At 38.5% G+C, this 17,875-nt stretch carries 17 protein-coding genes; all 17 read right to left on the reverse strand.

Translation table 11 applies throughout. The features are described from left to right. Nucleotides 1-585: sporulation protein YtxC (gene ytxC, locus ACIFPW_RS01090; protein ID WP_430241386.1), on the reverse strand; the 585-nt coding region annotated here is incomplete at its 3' end. 101 nt (nt 586-686) lie between these two features. After that, nucleotides 687-1,619, reverse strand: coding sequence for a primosomal protein DnaI (gene dnaI / locus ACIFPW_RS01095; protein WP_194219321.1), 933 nt, complete (start codon nt 1,617-1,619; stop codon nt 687-689). Nucleotides 1,620-1,634: 15 nt separating this feature from the next. Then, entirely contained in the window at nt 1,635-2,981 is a 1,347-nt protein-coding gene (locus tag ACIFPW_RS01100) for a replication initiation and membrane attachment family protein (protein ID WP_283154270.1), read from the reverse strand. Nucleotides 2,982-3,054: 73 nt separating this feature from the next. Further along, nucleotides 3,055-3,513 (reverse strand): transcriptional regulator NrdR, encoded by a 459-nt coding sequence (gene nrdR / locus ACIFPW_RS01105; protein WP_404681390.1) that lies wholly within the window; start codon nt 3,511-3,513, stop codon nt 3,055-3,057. Between the two features lie 73 nt (nt 3,514-3,586). Next, complete coding sequence (locus ACIFPW_RS01110; RefSeq protein WP_430241389.1) at nt 3,587-3,976, reverse strand: hypothetical protein; 390 nt, start codon at nt 3,974-3,976, stop codon at nt 3,587-3,589. Between the two features lie 152 nt (nt 3,977-4,128). After that, nucleotides 4,129-4,518 (reverse strand): adenosylmethionine decarboxylase, encoded by a 390-nt coding sequence (speD, locus tag ACIFPW_RS01115; protein ID WP_194219317.1) that lies wholly within the window; start codon nt 4,516-4,518, stop codon nt 4,129-4,131. 506 nt (nt 4,519-5,024) lie between these two features. Continuing rightward, nucleotides 5,025-6,053: a glyceraldehyde-3-phosphate dehydrogenase gene (locus ACIFPW_RS01120; protein WP_430241391.1), complete on the reverse strand. Its 1,029-nt coding sequence runs from the start codon at nt 6,051-6,053 to the stop codon at nt 5,025-5,027. A 171-nt stretch (nt 6,054-6,224) separates the two neighbouring features. Next, entirely contained in the window at nt 6,225-6,818 is a 594-nt protein-coding gene (coaE, locus tag ACIFPW_RS01125; protein ID WP_194219315.1) for a dephospho-CoA kinase, read from the reverse strand. 16 nt (nt 6,819-6,834) lie between these two features. Next, on the reverse strand, nt 6,835-7,467 hold the full coding sequence (gene ytaF / locus ACIFPW_RS01130) for a sporulation membrane protein YtaF (protein ID WP_194219314.1): 633 nt from the start codon (nt 7,465-7,467) through the stop codon (nt 6,835-6,837). A gap of 65 nt (nt 7,468-7,532) precedes the next feature. Next, a complete protein-coding gene (gene mutM / locus ACIFPW_RS01135) occupies nt 7,533-8,363 on the reverse strand; it encodes a DNA-formamidopyrimidine glycosylase (RefSeq protein ID WP_430241394.1) in 831 nt (276 codons plus the stop codon). Nucleotides 8,364-8,383: 20 nt separating this feature from the next. Continuing rightward, the gene (gene polA / locus ACIFPW_RS01140) at nt 8,384-11,011 is read right to left on the reverse strand and encodes a DNA polymerase I (protein ID WP_430241395.1); all 2,628 of its coding nucleotides are present in this window, start codon (nt 11,009-11,011) and stop codon (nt 8,384-8,386) included. Nucleotides 11,012-11,337: 326 nt separating this feature from the next. After that, nucleotides 11,338-12,756, reverse strand: a complete 1,419-nt coding sequence (gene pnpS, locus ACIFPW_RS01145) for a two-component system histidine kinase PnpS (protein ID WP_430241397.1) — start codon at nt 12,754-12,756, stop codon at nt 11,338-11,340. Beyond that, complete coding sequence (locus ACIFPW_RS01150; protein WP_283153890.1) at nt 12,756-13,472, reverse strand: response regulator transcription factor; 717 nt, start codon at nt 13,470-13,472, stop codon at nt 12,756-12,758. The genes pnpS and ACIFPW_RS01150 overlap by 1 nt, the downstream gene beginning before the upstream one ends. A 196-nt stretch (nt 13,473-13,668) precedes the next feature. Next, entirely contained in the window at nt 13,669-14,148 is a 480-nt protein-coding gene (locus tag ACIFPW_RS01155) for a MaoC family dehydratase (RefSeq protein WP_430241399.1), read from the reverse strand. 86 nt (nt 14,149-14,234) lie between these two features. Further along, complete coding sequence (mdh, locus tag ACIFPW_RS01160) at nt 14,235-15,173, reverse strand: malate dehydrogenase (RefSeq protein WP_430241401.1); 939 nt, start codon at nt 15,171-15,173, stop codon at nt 14,235-14,237. A 47-nt stretch (nt 15,174-15,220) separates the two neighbouring features. After that, nucleotides 15,221-16,492, reverse strand: a complete 1,272-nt coding sequence (icd, locus tag ACIFPW_RS01165) for an NADP-dependent isocitrate dehydrogenase (RefSeq protein ID WP_430241403.1) — start codon at nt 16,490-16,492, stop codon at nt 15,221-15,223. Between the two features lie 73 nt (nt 16,493-16,565). Continuing rightward, nucleotides 16,566-17,681: a citrate synthase gene (gene citZ / locus ACIFPW_RS01170; RefSeq protein WP_430241405.1), complete on the reverse strand. Its 1,116-nt coding sequence runs from the start codon at nt 17,679-17,681 to the stop codon at nt 16,566-16,568. Nucleotides 17,682-17,875: the final 194 nt, after the last annotated feature.

The following is a 17,875-nucleotide window of genomic DNA, read 5'->3' on the forward strand; positions in this document are numbered from 1 at the left end:
TTGATATGTTTTATCATAAACAAGAACTACTTTTTTCTGAAGAGATTGCCTGGATCGCAATAGAATTCTTAAACCTTCAACGAAGTTTTGATATTCTTGTTCAAGTTTATATTCGTCAATCGCTTCTCCAATCAATTCATTTAGCAAAGCACGATAAGGACCCGTTCGAAATCTTAAAAAAGAATCAAACAAAATGGTTCCACCCTGTTCAATACACGATAATGTTGACTGAAGCAGTACGTCCCTTCGATTAGCATAGCGATGAGCACCTGGATAGTCTTCTTTATCCCCATCTCCAATACTTCGAGCAATGGATGTAATTTCACCAATTTCATCTTTATCTTGATAATAATACGTTGAAGTTAATAGCTGTTCCATCCAACGCTTCTCATAGAAGGTACTCACACAGTTAGCAATGCATTGAGAAATCTGATAACACAGTTTTGTATCATATGGGCCTATCGCAACAGAAAGACTTAACTCTTCTTCATTTACAATGACTGAGTCACCGATTTTAATGAACTTGTTCAATTGATCGAATACAAATTGGAAGTCATCTATATCAGTAAATGTTATCGAAACCAACGCATTCCCTCCTGTCCACTACCTTCTCATTAGAATCTATATGGCAGAATATGCGAAATGATGTATAGAACCAAAAAAAAAGCCTTCCGTAATGGAAGACTTTAAACTCGTCTATTTTTACCCTCTAAAAATACAGGCGTGGTAAAGTGCTTAATTCGCTCCATAATCCGCTTAGCTTTCGTTTCTTCAATTCCACTTTTATGGGAATAAGCTAAATGATCTTCAAGCAAAGCATAGTCCAGGTTAGATGAATACAGAGTTGGTAACCCCTCAGTCATACGATATTGTAATAAAGCTCCAAGAATATCATCTCGTACCCAACTTGAGATATTTTCCGCTCCAATATCATCAAGTATCAAGAGCGGTGTTTCTTTTAAATAATCAAGCTTTTCATCAATAGATTGATCTTGAATGGCGCTTTTCATTTGACGGAAGAAATCCGGAGTATAAATAAACTGAGAACGAACCCCTTTTTCTTTCGCCAGCTGGTTTGCAATAGCCCCGAGAATAAACGTTTTCCCTACCCCAAAACCTCCATGAATATAAAGCCCTTTAGTGGTTTCACCAGGAACGAAATCTTCTACATATTGAATCGCCGTCCCAATCGCTTCAATTCTAACAGGATCTTCATCATCCAAATCCGCGAAGGTAGCCTGAAGAATTTCTTTCGGAATATAGTAGCTTTGAATCATCTGATTACGCTTTTTGTTCTTATCATCTTCAATTCTTGTTGGACAACGGTTGTAGCGAATATCAATCACCGAACGATTAATAAATAGCTCAGGCTCGTACCCCTCCATCATATTAATGCAGTTCGAGAGACCAGGGCATCCTTCACATCGCTTTGCTTGTGTTGTATATTCATATAGTCTTGCAAGACTTCTATCAATTATTTTGTCATCGACCTCGTCATGCTCTTCAATAAATGCACGAATATCTTCATCGGCCATAATAGCCTTCTTCATCTCTTGGTACTGTTCCTGGAATTTCTTATTGCCTGGCATCTTGTTAAATGATTCCTGGATTGATTCCATTCTTGTTCACCCCGCTTATTTCTTATATTTACTTAGCATCTTTTTAAGCTGATCCTGTTTCTCAGATCGCTCCTCATGAGACATATCCGGTTCTTTTTGATCTGAAATCCATTCAGGCACTTTGTCTTTTCTAGCGGCAGGTTTCCCACGATTGGAAGAGCCTGTTTTTTTCTTGGCCGGTTGCTGAAGCTCTTTAATGGCAAGGTTCATTGCTTCTCTTACTGTCTTTACCCTTGCCCTTGCCCAGTGACTCGCAAACTTTTCTACATAATTCTTCGATAACTTCTTATCCTGCGTTTCTAGAATGAAATCAAGTAAGACATTCATAACACCAGGAGTCAGCTTTTGTTCATCCATTATTCGCTCCACAAGCTTCATATCTGCTTCAGAAGGTTTTCCCCCTTCAGCTGCCCGCTGAAGAATATCATATGGCGTCATCTGTTCATATCTCTGCGCCGCTTTCTCTTCTTCTGTCTCAGGTTCTTTCTTATGAAACTCTTGTAAAGAAACAGGTTGACTTCTATATTGGAGAGCAGGCACTTTGCCACGATTTTCAAGCGCGAACCAACTGCTTACTTCCTTGCGCAGTAGATCATCAGAAAGTTCGTCATGGTGAATTGCAGCTTGTTCCACAATCCGGCCCATTTCATATGGTTCAATTTTATACACAAAAGCAAGTCGCTCAATCGTTTTCTTAACAGACTCTGTAAACATTTTCTCAGTGACAATCATATCAGAAATGTGCTGCTTCATCATATCGAAGTCGAATTGCGAAGAAGTAAAAACAAGGCCTTTATTTTCATCACGTTTCTCTATCGTTACTTCCTCTTCTACTTCGCTCATACCAGTCATTTCAGACGGGTGAAGAGAATCGTATACTTCATTAAATGATGCAGTCACGTCACTATACTCAGCTAGATCTGCCTTTTCCACTGTGAAGTGCTTTTTTAGATCATTGTATCGATTACGTCCTAATCGATTGAATAAATAAATATTCAGTACGCCATCATTGAAGAAGCGTTCCGGTGTGAGAGGAGCTTGCAATTCATAAGTAAAATGTCTAGGATCTCCACTGTCTTTTACATATGTTTTCAACAGGCCAATTCCTTCTAATTTACGTCTCTCTTCAAGTACTCTCTTCAAATCCCATCTCATCATAAGTAGCAAATTATGATGAGTCATTGTTGTAACAAAATGATTCTGCTGCTCATGAGCACTCCAGAGAGTCATATAAAGACTGTAGGCCGGAGCCCCGATTAAAGGTTGATATAACAATGTTAGTACTCTTCGATCATACTCGTGCAAAAGTCCGGATGCTTCAATCTGAAGCGTATCAACAGGAAGAAGTTCTTTCCAATGCATATGCTTCACCTTTGTATTCCTCATAATTTTTGAAACCGTACAAAAAAAGAGCTTACGCGAAGCTCCCCCTTTGTTATTCTGCTCTGTTAATTAATTCTTTTAATTCGCGGATAAAGACATTAATATCTTTAAATTGACGATAGACAGAAGCAAATCGAACATAAGCAACTTCATCAACCTTTGCCAGCTGATCCATAACAAGCTCTCCCACAACATCACTACTGATCTCGGAAGCTCCCTGATTACGAAGATCACGTTCGATTTCATTAACAATTGTTTCTAGAGTTTCAAGTGGAACAGGCCTTTTTTCACAGGCTTTAATTAAACCTCTAAGAATTTTATCCCTGCTAAACTCTTCTCTAGTTCCTTCTTTTTTCACTACAATAAGCGGTATTTCTTCAACTGTTTCAAATGTCGTAAATCGATACGTACACGATTCACACTCACGGCGCCTACGAATCGAACGGCCCTCGTGAACCGGCCGAGAATCAAGCACCCTTGTACCATTGTGATTGCAGTTGGGACAACGCATAAGATCATCTCCACTAAACGAACAAGATTTCTACTACTATTTTAGCATAAAATGTGTCATGACACACCTACCCTTAAAACTGCTCAGAAATCCCTGTTCCGATTAACGTAAGTTTCTTTTTTAAATCATTATAAATGGTTGCAATGACTTTCTTACTGTATCCGAAATCAACTGGAAGTGGCGTCTCTGTTGAAACAGAGAAATCAACGGCAGTTCTATAAGCACGAACCGTGACAACTATTACAACAATAAGGGCCTTTTTAGGACCTTTCACTTGAAAAACAAATTCTCCACGCTCCGGAGAATTCGTAACGATTTCACCTTTATAGTGTTGTTGAAGGACGGCTTTCGCTTCTGTAAAAGCCTGTTCCTTTGTCGCTTTAAAATAATGGGTTTTAAGAGCATCATTCGGATGTCTTTCCCCAGTTTCAGAACGGTTGCTAAAAAATTCTTTTATTCCCACCCCAGGTCCTCCTCTATTTTTTTTAAGAATAGCAATAAATGACTGATAAATCAATCACATTGAAAGGAATAGGACCGATAGGAAAAGCGAGATGTCTTCTTAGTGAATATAAAAAAAGAGTGCACTGAGCACCCTTTTCAATCATTGTATTATTATGAAGTAAACGCTGACTGTTCTTCTCTAACTTTAGGTTTGACCGGACCCATGCCTCGAGGAAGTTCAATGTTTTCTCGTGAATCTGCACCGAGAGCATCAGCAATATAGTTAGCCGCGACGTTCGGATCAAGATCTCCACAAGTATATACATCAATACTTGCATAACCATGTTCAGGAAAACTGTGAATCGTTAAGTGTGATTCAGAAATAATAACAACACCACTAACGCCTTGTGGAGCGAATTTATGAAATGCAACTTCACGAACCTCAGCACCGGACTTAAGAGCAGCTTCAACAAACGTTTCTTCAATAAATTTCATGTTGTTTAATTTTTCAATGTCACAGCCCCATAGTTCAGCAATGACGTGACGACCCATTGTATCCATAGCAAAATTCCCCCTTTAAATTTACTCATGCATTGATTAGCATGCGGTATCGAAAATCCACCACGGGGGAAAGTTAGTCCGATGAGGTCCTAACCCTTTAAGTAGTTTTCAATGCCAAATTGCTATAAAAGAAGTTCACGAAAAATAGTATAAGGCTTTTAAAATAGATTTGCAAGAATAAATTAAAGAACCTTTTTGTTAGTTCGTCGTTATTGAGCATTAAAGCTCATTATATTCTTATATGACTAATTTTATCCTATTAACTGTAGTATGATTCAATCATTCAAATATATTTGGTTTATCGTTAACTGCTCCTTTAACTAAGATGTGAATTTCGCGAGTACTATCATTACGTTATTTTACATACCGACTATATTAACGAGCCTTGTTGATTTTTGTAGTATTTACGCGCTGTGTCAACCCATTGATTCGAACAAAAATCGAGCTATCAATAACACAAGCTTATAAAAAAAGAAGCGGTGAGATACCGCCTCTTCTCCCACTTTCTATACGATTGCTTTCAATCTCTCGGGTATTCTTTCTCCCACATACTTCGCCATATCAACAACTCGGCATGAGTAACCCCACTCATTATCGTACCAGGCAAGGACCTTTACTTTCTTATTCTCAACGACCATTGTAGAAAGTCCATCAACAATCGATGAATGATCATTTCCGTTGTAATCAATGGAAACGAGAGGTTCATCAGAGTAGCCAAGAATTCCTCGAAGCGGTCCCTCGGAAGCAGCCTTTAAAGCATCATTAACCTGATCAATTGTCACATCCTTCTCAAGATCTACTACAAGATCTACAAGTGAGACATTTGGTGTAGGTACACGAAGTGACATGCCGTTAAGTTTCCCCTCAAGGTGTGGTAAAACTTTAGAAATTGCTTTTGCCGCTCCTGTCGAAGTCGGTATGATTGACTGACCACAAGCGCGAGCTCTTCTCAAATCTTTATGGGGGTTGTCGATATTTTTTTGGTCATTCGTATACGCATGCACAGTTGTCATCATTCCCGAGACAACACCAAAGGATTTATCAAGCACCTGTACTACAGGAGCAAGACAGTTGGTTGTACAAGAAGCGTTTGAAAGAACGTGATGTTTTTCATTATTGTATTCGCTTTCATTTATGCCCATCACAATTGTAAGATCTTCATTTTTACCAGGAGCTGTTATGATTACCTTGGTAGCACCCGCATCAATATGATAGGCTGCTTCTTCTCTTGTACGGAATTTACCAGTGGCTTCAATCACAATATCGATCCCCATATCCTTCCAAGGAAGACTTTTCGGATCACGGTTGTTTAAAACAACAACTTTTTTACCATTAATTTTTATCCCGTTTTCAACAGGGACTACTTCTCCATCAAATGTACCGTGAATGCTATCATATTTAATTAAATGGCTGAGCGTTTCCGGCGGATAGCTAGCGTTAATTGCCACAACTTCTAAACTATCTTCCATAATTGCCTTTCTAAATACCATACGCCCAATTCTTCCAAAGCCATTAATCGCTACTCTTGATTTCATCCAGCGTTCCTCCCGCCATATATGTGTTATACTTATTTCCCCTATCACAAAATTAGTATAACATATAATATGCAATTGAAAAGATTAATTTACACTATTTTTGTAAATCGTCATATATCTGAGCAATCGTCTAAATAAATACAAAAAAACACGCCAGAAAGGCGTATTTTTTTAAATGATTTTCCATTTAGTTAGAATGTTCCTAAGCTGCTTATCTGTTTCTTCACGTGTTCCCATATTATCAATCACTTCATCAGCAAGCTTTTTCTTCTGTTCGATAGGCAATTGAGAATGTATGCGATCAGTTGCCTCTTCTTCTGTACTACCGTCTCGCTCCACTAATCGTTTCAACTGGACGTCAGCATTAACATAGACAAGAAGTGTTTGATCTACCATATGAGTCAGTTTACTTTCAAATAACAGCGGAATATCGAATACCACGTGAGCGTTTCCTTGTTCTTTATAAGCTGCAGCTTCGTCAAGCATTCCTTTTCGAATAGCGGGATGAAGAACACGATTTAATTGCTTACGCTTGTCATCGTCCTTAAAGATAACAGAGCCAAGCTTCTTCCGATCAAGCCCACCATTATCATCCTTCATTTCCTCTCCAAACAAACGAAAAATCTCTTCTAGAGCTGGCTCACCAGGTTCAACCACTTTTCTTGCCATCACATCTGCATCAATTATTGGTATGTTATATCGGCGAATCATTTCTGCCACAGTACTTTTTCCACTAGCAATTCCACCGGTAAGTCCTATATCCATCGTATCTTCTCCTTTCCTACATTCTCATAAAGCCCAGAATGATGAGTAAACACCCTGGTAAAAAAGAAAGTTTATCCATCCATTTAATATTTGAAGTGAAGTTACCAAACTTAAGACCTAAAAGCAGGAATAACGAACTCATACATGCGATTAAAAGAGAAGTTTCAATTGGTGGAAACCCAACCATTGACGCACCAATCCCTGCTCCAAAGGCATCAAGCGACAATGCTGCACCGAGCATGATAGCTTCAATACCTGTAATCGTACCGGAGTCATCAAAATCGGCTGTTGTCGGCTTTCTTAATATACTGATGACCACTCCAAGCGAGCGAATTTCATAATGAAGAAGGATTCGCTCTGAAACAGTTTTTTCTGCTTCTTTATTGTTACGAAACATTTGATACAGCACCCAGCCACCAAGCGCAATAAGGATGCCGCCTCCAATACGCTGGGCTAATATATCTGATATCCATAATTGTAAAAGGGACCCAAACCCCATAGCGACCAACATGGAGACCGCCGAAAAGATTGAAATAATGAGAATTGACTTAAAAGGAATCCTCATTCTTCGCAAGCCATAAGTTAAGCCGACCCCAAATCCATCTACACTTACTGCAAGTGCTAAGAAACAAAGAGAAACCCAGTACATAGGCGAGCTCCTTCCATACTAAAATCTTAAACAGTATATGAAAGCAGCCCATCCAACGCTACGAATCACTCATTTATCTGACAGTCAGGACAAAATGTCGTACCGCGCCCACCGACTACGATTTTGGAAAGTTCTCCATTGCACCTCTTACACTCTTGACCTGCTCTACCATAGACAAATAAACTGTCCTGATAAGTTCCAACTTTTCCCTGACTATTTACATAGGAACGTATTGTACTTCCACCTTTGTTTACAGCATCTTTTAACGTATTCACAATCTCAGCATGAAGCTCTTCAATTTCGTTTTCTTTTAACGTTGAAGCCACTCGCTCAGGATGAATACCAGCTTTAAACAATGCCTCATCCACATAAATATTTCCTAATCCCACAACGATTGTTTGATCTAATAATACCGTTTTTACTTTCCTAGAAGTCTTTTTAAACCCCTGTTGTAAAACTTCTGGGGTAAACTGATCAGAAAATGGTTCATAACCTAGCTGAGCAAGCGGCAACTCATTTTCTTCTATTCCAATCGGAAACAAGTGCATCGTGCCAAATTTACGTACATCATGGTATCGAAGTTCTGTCCCATCATCAAAAGTGAAGAATACGTGAGTATGATGATCAAACTCTTCTTCTATAGATGTTAACTTATATTTCCCTTCCATTCGAAGATGCGAAACGATCACATCATCCTCGAGTATAAGCTTTAGAAACTTCCCTCTTCTTCTTACACCCTTAAATGTCTGTCCAATCACCTTCATTTTAAATGCTTCGACATCATCAGGTTTCTTGATGATTTTTGGCCATTTTACTAATACATTTGTAATTCGTTTCCCTACGATTAATTCTTCGAGCGTGCGTTTAACTGTTTCTACTTCTGGTAATTCAGGCATTATTCCCTCTCCTTTGATGCCTACTTCGCATCATACCAGGTGGAGCCATATTCATAATCAACTTTCAGCGGTACATCCAGTTTGATTGCAGATTCCATCACTTCAGGTACGATCCGTTTTAACGTTTCAATTTCTTCTTCTGGTGCCTCAAAAATTAATTCATCGTGTACTTGAAGTAGCATACGCGTTTTTAGATTTTCTTCTTTTAATCGCGTATCCATTTGAACCATCGCAAGCTTAATAATATCAGCAGCCGTTCCTTGAATCGGTGTGTTCATTGCCGTTCTTTCAGCAAACCCTCTTTGATTAAAGTTCCTTGAGTTAATTTCGGGCAGATATCTTCTTCGCTGGAGCATTGTTGATACATACCCCTCTTCTTTCGCCTTAACAACTACATCTTCCATGTAATTTTTCACCCCTGGGAAACTCTCTAAGTACCGATCGATGAATTCGCCAGCTTCCTTTCTCGAAACGTCAATACTTTGAGAAAGACCATAATCACTAATACCATAAACAATTCCGAAATTAACAGCTTTCGCGTGTCTTCTCATATTCGACGTAACGTCATCCTTGTTAACGTTGAACACATTCATCGCTGTTTTCGTATGAATATCCTCATCCTGTTGGAAAGCTTCGATTAAATTTTGATCCTGAGCGATGTGTGCAAGGACTCTTAGTTCAATTTGCGAATAGTCTGCCGCAAACATAACCCAGTTTTCATTAGATGGAATGAAAGCTTTTCTAATCTTACGGCCTTCTTCTAAACGAATCGGAATGTTCTGTAAGTTAGGGTCTGTAGAGCTAAGTCGACCTGTTTGCGTGAGAGCCTGGTTAAACCTTGTATGAATTTTCCCAGTATCAGAATAGATCACTTTTAGTAAACCTTCTACATATGTTGAATTCAACTTCCCTAATTGACGGTAAAGAAGAATTTCTGGAATAACATCGTGTTTACTTTCAAGCTTTTCGAGTACATCAGCTGAAGTTGAATATCCAGTTTTTGTTTTCTTAATCACCGGAAGCTCTAGCTTATCAAATAGAACCTCACCAAGTTGCTTAGGCGAATTGATGTTAAACTCTGTACCTGCAAGTTCAAAAATCCTTGCTTCGATTTTGCTTAATTTCTCATTTAACTCTGCACCCATTTTCTCAAGGAATTTCGTATCAACGGATACACCTTTTGTTTCCATTTCACCAAGAACAAGGGTTAACGGCATTTCAAGATCGTGAAATAGCTCATATTGTTCATTCTTTTTTAACTGTTCTTCAAGTGTCTCTTTTAATTGGAAAACAGCGAAAGCTTTTCGAACAAGGTGGTCTGCAAGCTCGTCTCGTTCTGGAAGTTTCCGTTTTGCCCCTTTACCATAAACCGATTCATCAGAGGAAACGATTGAAAAGCCTTCTCGACGAGAAATAGCAGATATATCATGCGTTGACTCAGAGGGATTCAGTAAATAAGAAGCAATTACTAAATCAAACGTAATGCCTTCTAGCGCAATCCCTTTCCACCCTAGAGCAACAACTGCTCGCTTCGCATCAAACACCCACTTCTTCTGAGATCGATCTTCAAGGAAGTTTTTTAATAGCTTAGAAGACATTGCGACTTCGGTTGGTATGAAATAATTCCCATTTTCATTCACAATAGAAATACCTTGTATTTCCGCATTGTGATAATTTTCTTCCATTACCTCAACGATCATGGCAGAAGGACTGATTAAATGATGCTCTTCAATTTCTTTAACCAAATCAAAAGACAATTCATCTATTGCTTGTTCCTCATTTTGCTCTCCACCAATTCGATTAAGAAGGTTTTTAAAGCCGAGCTCATTAAATAATGAAACTACAGCATCATGTTCATATCCTCTATATGACAGATCATTTATTCCAAGCTCAAGAGGCGTCTCCTTAAATATTGTTACGAGTTCCTTACTCATCATGGCCTGATCACGGTTCTCTTCAAGTTTTTCCTTAAGCTTTTTGCCCGACACTTTATCAAGCGACTCATAAACCGCATCAACTGTGCCAAACTGCTTCAATAATTTAAGAGCCGTTTTTTCTCCAACCCCTGGTACCCCAGGGATATTATCCGAGTTATCACCCATTAGCGCCTTCATATCGATAATTTGATCTGGAGAAAGTCCATATTTTTCATTAAGAAATGCAGGGTCATATGTATCAATATCTGTAATCCCTTTACGAGTTAAAGCAACATGAACGTTATCTGAAACTAGCTGAAGAAGATCCTTATCACCGGAGTATATTTTAACTTCCCAATCTTCCTTACTCGCAATGGTTGATACCGTTCCAATAATGTCATCTGCTTCATAGTTCTTAATTTCATATCTCTTAATATTAAAGGCATCTAGCACCTCACGAATGACAGGAAACTGTTCACTCAATTCAGAAGGAGTCTTTTGTCTACCACCTTTGTATTCTGTATATGTCTTATGACGGAACGTGGTTTTTCCTGCATCAAACGCTACGAGCATATGAGTTGGTGATTCATTTTCAATAATCTTCAGCAACATCGTTGTAAAACCTAACACCGCATTCGTATATACACCCTTATCATTGTTTAGCAATGGCAATGCGAAAAATGCACGATAAGCAATACTATTTCCATCAATTAATACTAATTTGTTTTTCAATCGAAATCCTCCCGTTTCATTCATATAGACGTTTTATTATCGCTAAAATTATAAAAAGCGACGCCTGCTCCTTTCATTTTACCACGATGGCAAAAAGAAAGAAAAACAAGCGCCAATAAACAAATAAAGCATAATAAAATCACGACTTAACATTTTCAATAAAGTTTTGATTTTGTATAGAAGGCATTCCATAATATGATCTAAAAAAAAGGAGACGAGTTATACTCGTCTCAAAAATATGCTCTCGTCATGATGAAGGGGTCAATTGTTACTTTACAGAAATAGTTTAAAGGACATATAAATAGAGTGTAAAGAAATCGTAAAGTTTAGAAATGTCTCTCTTTGTTAAGTGTAATCACGAATGTTGTCCCATCTCCAAGTTCGCTCTTCACATCAATACGACCATGATGTGCTTCAACAAGGTGTTTCACTATAGCAAGCCCAAGACCCGTTCCGCCTGAATTTCTACTTCTAGCCCGGTCCACTCGATAGAAACGTTCAAATATCCTAGGAAGTTCTTCTTTACGAATGCCAATTCCGTTATCCGAAATGATGAACTGAACAATGTCACTTGACTCTTGAACAGAAATCGTAATTTTGCCTTCTTCCGGTGTATACGTAATGCTATTGGCAATTAAATTCAGAAACACTTGTTTTAAACGATTTGTATCTCCTTTAATATGAAGATTCCCCTCATATTGGACATTCACTTCAATGCCCTTTTTTTCTGCTTTGCTTTGAGTCATTAACAAACAATCATCAATAACCTCTTTTAAGTCTACAACTTGCCAGTTTAATGAGAAATGCTTTTGTTCCATTTTAGATAAATCGAGAAGATCCTGAATTAAACTTTGAAGTCGATCACTCTCATTTAGAATAATGGTAAGAAAACGAGTTCTAAAAGCTTTATTTTCCATAGCGCCATCTAATAATGTTTCAGCAAACCCTTTGAGCGAAGTCACCGGCGTTTTCAATTCATGAGAAACGTTCGCTACGAAGTCTTTGCGCATTTGTTCGAGCTTCTTCAATTCTGTAATATCGTGAAAAACAAGGACAACACCTTTCAGCTTATTGTCCTGATCAAGAATTGGTGCACCAGACACATCAAAATGCCTTATTTCAATTCCCACTTCTAACTCAACCTGCTTACGCACTGTTTGTTCTACAAGAAGTGTCTCCTCAACAATACGAATAATATCTCGATAAGGAATAGCCTCATAATAAAGCAGGTCCATATAATCATTTACTTGGATTTGAAAAGTGTCTTTATAAAAGCGGTTTACTAAATTAATATGACCTTTTGAATCAATAAGAATTAAGCCGCTATCCATGTTTTCAATGAGTGTCATTAAGCGATTTTGCTGAATTTCATAAGATGTGGTCATGGTTTGCAAATTTCTAGCAAGTATATTTAAAGCATGACTAAGTTGTCCCGTCTCGTCTAGTTTATACTCATATGTTCTTGCCTTGAAATTTCCAGAAGCTAGTTCATTCGCAACCTTTAATGCTCCCTCCAAGGGCTTCGTTAACTGATTGGAGATACGAAGACTAATATATATAATGATAAAAAAAGCAGCTGCAAAAGAAAAAATCAATATCAGCCACATATTCGATAGAGCTTCCTGACTAGCACTCTCGAATAGAATTCCTTCAAATAAATTGCCAAGGAAAACGATCATCATAGAAAATACGATAAAGAGGATAACAAATTGAGCATTAAGAAAGCGTGAACGAAATCTTTTCATTAAATTGAGGGCTCCTCTAACTTATACCCAAGACCCCTGATTGTTTTAATGTATTCAGGTTTGCGCGTATTCTGTTCGATCTTTTCACGTAAGTGACTAACATGCACATCAACAATTCTCGTATCTCCTACAAAATCATAATTCCATACAGCGCTTAACAGCTGCTCTCTTGTAAGTACACGTCCTTTATGACGTAAAAGATAAACGAGTAACTCAAATTCTTTCGGGGTTACCTCCATAATTTCTTCTTGGAAGAATGCTTCATAATTATTAGGGTATACTTCCAATTCTCCAACTTGGATTTTTTCGGATTCTTCCATTTGGCTAGCAGCCTTTGATTCCTCAAGTTGTTTCACTCGTCTGAGAATAGCTTTGATTCTGGCCACTACTTCCCTTGGACTAAATGGCTTCGTCATATAATCATCAGCACCTAGTTCAAGACCAAGCACTTTATCAAATTCATCATCCTTTGCAGTTAACATCAGCACCGGTGTGTGAATATGACGTTGTCTCAATTCTTTACATACTTCTAATCCATCCATTTCAGGTAGCATGAGATCAAGGATAATGCAATTCGGCTTTTCCTCAATCACGACTTCTAAAGCTTCAGCACCGTTTTCAGCAGTGACGACTTCGTATCCTGCCTGTTCAAGATTAAATTGAAGCAATGTTAAAATTGATATTTCATCATCAACAACTAGTATTTTTTGAGCCATTGTCAAATCCCCCTAACGAATTTCCCCATTCATCAATACCGATTCTTATACCAGGCGGTTTTCTTTATTTTAGCCTGAATACTTTCATCATACTATTTTTTTCACAAAGGCAAAAGAAAAACTTAAGCTATCCACGATATTAACCGTTTTCCATACGTATGAAATTTCGTTACAAAAAAAGAGCCCAAAATGGGCTCTAAAAATTATCAAATGAAGTTGACTTTGTTAGTGGTTTAGCAGGATATGGAGGGCTGACAGTGAAAGTTCCGTCTAAAATGGAATCCTCCGATTCGTTTACACCCTTAACAGCTATGACGACTTCATGTGCTTCTTTAGACACGTTTATGACTTCAAACTTGAAGTGAAGCGTCTCATAATGATGAACCGGGTTTTCATATTTCACTTCATGTTTCTTAAGACTACTTCCGGGTCCTGGCAAATATTTAGAAATAGCACCTGTTACGATAGCAAGGAGCATAATTTGCGGAACAATCGGCTTTTTAAAAGGCGTCATAGAGGCATAATCATGCTGAATGAATAGGGGATTGTTATCGTTGGAAATTCCAAGGTAGAGAAGAAGATCTCGATCCTCTATTTTTTCTGATACTTCAAGCTTTTCACCAACAGAAATCTCTTCAATCATTCGTCCAATTTTTCGTTTTTTCCCTAAAAGCACAGCTACTCCCCCTTATATAAGAAAGCGCTTTCTTATAATGTTGTAAAAGAGATCCGGTTAACACCGGATCTACTTTAATGGCATTATTAACCTAATACCGTCATAACTTTGCGAACAGACTCGGCTGATTTATCCAGCTCTTTCTTTTCTTCGTCAGTTAAATCTAATTCGATGATGTCTTCAATCCCGTCGCCACCAAGTATTGTTGGCACACCAAGGTATAGACCATCATAGCCATATTCACCCTCAAGATAAGCAATTGTAGGAAGCACACGACGTTGATCTTTTAAAATGGCTTCAACCATCTCAACAAGAGATGCAGCAGGAGCATAATAAGCACTACCATTTCCAAGCAGACTTACAATTTCCCCGCCACCTTTACGTGTACGTTCTACAATTTCATTAATCCGGTCTTCAGAAATAAGGCTTTGAAGAGGAATGCCTCCAGCAAATGAATAGCGAACAAGTGGTACCATATCATCACCATGACCACCAAGTACGAAACCGGTAATATCTTTCACAGAAAGATTTAATTCTTCAGCAATAAATGAACGGAATCGTGCAGAATCAAGAATGCCTGATTGCCCGATGACACGGTTTTTAGGGAGACCTGACTCCTTAAATACCGTATACGTCATGGCATCTACAGGATTTGTTAGAACAACTATTGTCGTTTCAGGAGAATATTTTACGATTTCTTGAGTAACGCTCTTCATGATTTTGGCATTAGTATTCACAAGATCATCGCGACTCATCCTTGGTTTCCTTGCAATTCCAGCAGTAATAACAACAATATCTGAATCAGCTGTATCTTCATAGCTTGAAGTCCCTGTGATTTTAGAGTCAAATCCTTGAACTGGGCTTGCTTCAAACATATCAAGAGCTTTTCCTTTTGTCGGACCTTCTTGATTTGGGATATCTACAAGTACTACATCAGCAAGTTCTTTTTGAGCTAGTAGAAAAGCCGTCGTTGCCCCTGTAAATCCTGCACCAATTACGGAAACTTTCTTACGTTTCATTGTCATTTAATAGCCACTCCTTTAATCCAGTTCAAAATTGGTGGTCTGTTGAATTAGTCCATATTGTTGATTAGTTCATCACCAAATTCAGATGTTTTCACTTCTGTTGCGCCGTCCATTAGTCGCGCAAAATCATATGTTACAACTTTATTCGCAATTGATTTTTCCATGGCATCAAGAACTAGCTTAGCTGCTTCATTCCATCCAATGTGCTCAAGCATAAGAACGCCTGACAAAATAACAGATGATGGATTTACTTTATCAAGACCAGCATATTTTGGAGCTGTACCATGCGTTGCTTCAAAAATAGCATGACCAGTTTCATAGTTGATATTTGCTCCTGGAGCAATACCAATTCCACCAACTTGCGCTGCAAGAGCATCCGATACATAATCACCATTAAGGTTCATTGTAGCGACAACGTCGAACTCAGCTGGACGAGTAAGAATTTGTTGCAAGAAAATGTCCGCAATCGCATCTTTCACGATGAGTTTGCCTTCACCTTCTGCTTTAGATTGAGCTTCGTTCGCAGCATCTTTACCTTTTTCTTCAACGATACGATCGTATTCAGCCCAAGTAAAGACTTTATCTCCAAATTCTTGTTCAGCCACTTCATAGCCCCAGTTTTTAAATGCGCCTTCTGTGAACTTCATGATGTTCCCTTTATGAACAAGGGTTACATTTCTACGACCTTCGTCAAGAGCGTATTGAATCGCTGCGCGAACAAGACGCTTCGTTCCTTCTTCAGAAACTGGCTTAATACCAATGCCTGAAGTTTCAGGGAAACGAATGTTTTTTGCACCCATTTCATCTTGAAGGAATGAAATCACTTTTTTCACTTCATCTGATCCTTTTTGGAACTCGATTCCAGCATAGATATCTTCTGTATTTTCTCGGAAAATAACCATATCTGTATCTTCAGGGCGTTTTACTGGAGAAGGAACTCCTTTAAAATAACGAACTGGACGAAGGCAAGTAAATAAATCAAGCTCTTGACGAAGTGCAACGTTAAGAGAACGAATGCCTCCTCCTACAGGTGTTGTAAGTGGCCCTTTAATTGCAATTATGTATTCACGAATTGCATCAAGAGTAGCTGCTGGTAGCCATTCACCTGTTTTATCGTAGGCTTTTTGACCTGCATATACTTCTTTCCATACAATTTTCTTCTTTCCTCCGTAAGCTTTGTCTACGGCACCTTCGATAACTTTAGAGGCAGCTGCCCAAATATCGGGACCAGTCCCATCTCCTTCAATATACGGAATAATTGCGTGATCTGGAACATTTAGTACACCATTATTTACGGTAATCTTCTCTCCATTTGCCATTCTGTATTCCTCCTATTGAAATAACTTTTATGTTAGCTAAGCAGGGAAGAAATGATCCTCCCTGAGTTTTCTTCTATCTGTCTTCTACTTTTACATATGTCTGATTCGTTGAACCAATATATTCTGCACGTGGACGAATGAGGCGATTGTTACTATATTGCTCTAGAATATGAGCAATCCAACCAGAAACTCTACTCACTGCAAAAAGTGGCGTGAACAGGTCATGGTCAATGCCAAGACTATGGTAAACAGAAGCTGAATAGAAATCTACGTTAGGTGGAAGACCTTTCTCACTTGTAACGATTTCTTCCATCTTCGTTGACATCTCATACCATTTTGTTTCACCTGTAAGGTCAGTTAACTGACGTGACATCTCTCGTAAATGCTTCGCACGCGGGTCACCTGTCTTGTAAACGCGATGCCCAAAGCCCATGATCTTTTCTTTGTTATCAAATGCATTTTGCAAATAAGGTTCGACATTATCAACGCTGCCGATTTCACTTAACATAGCCATCACGCGTTCATTTGCCCCACCGTGAAGAGGTCCCTTAAGAGCACCAATCGCTGCTGTGACACCTGAATACATATCAGATAAAGTAGCTACACATACGCGAGCGGTAAAAGTGGAAGCGTTCAGTTCATGGTCTGCATGAAGGACTAGGGCTTTATTGATAGCTGTCACAGCCACATCTACCGGAAGCTCACCAGTTAATGTGTATAAAAAGTTAGCTGCAAAGCTTAGATCTTTCTTAGGTTCTACTGGATCCTTTCCTTCACGAACCCGGGAAAAAGCGGTTACAACAGTAGGTATTTTAGCTTGAAGACGAATCGCCTTACGATAATTCGCTTCTTCACTCATATCATCTGCTTCTTCGTCATATAAAGCAAGTGTAGAAACAGCAGTACGAAGAGCTGCCATCGGATGTACTTTATCACTTGGATAAGACTTCATTTGAGCAACGATTTCTTCAGGAATAGCTGCATTTTTGGCAAAATCAGCTGTAAATTCCTCAAGTTCTGTCTTATTTGGAAGTTTATCATTCCATAAAAGATAAATTACTTCTTCAAAACTAGCATTCTCAGCGAGGTCATCGATGTTATATCCTCTGTATGTTAAGACATCATTAACGATAGAACTAATCGATGATGTTGTTGCAACTACGCCTTCTAATCCGCGTGTAGTCGTCATACGTCTCCCTCTCCTTTTCCATATTATTGGCTCTGATATTTTCTAAAAATTCTGCTTTGATAACGCTTTTAAAACGCTCCAAAAAAAATAAGAACCTATGTACAAGTTGGTGCGTCAGTTCTCATTATAAACAATTCTCTGATATTTGTGAATGAATATGCATAATTTCATCAATTCCTTTTTTTCTCACATGC

The organism is Pseudalkalibacillus sp. NRS-1564 (assembly GCF_050467905.1).
GTDB classification, from domain to species: Bacteria; Bacillota; Bacilli; order Bacillales; family Guptibacillaceae; genus Guptibacillus; species Guptibacillus hwajinpoensis_B.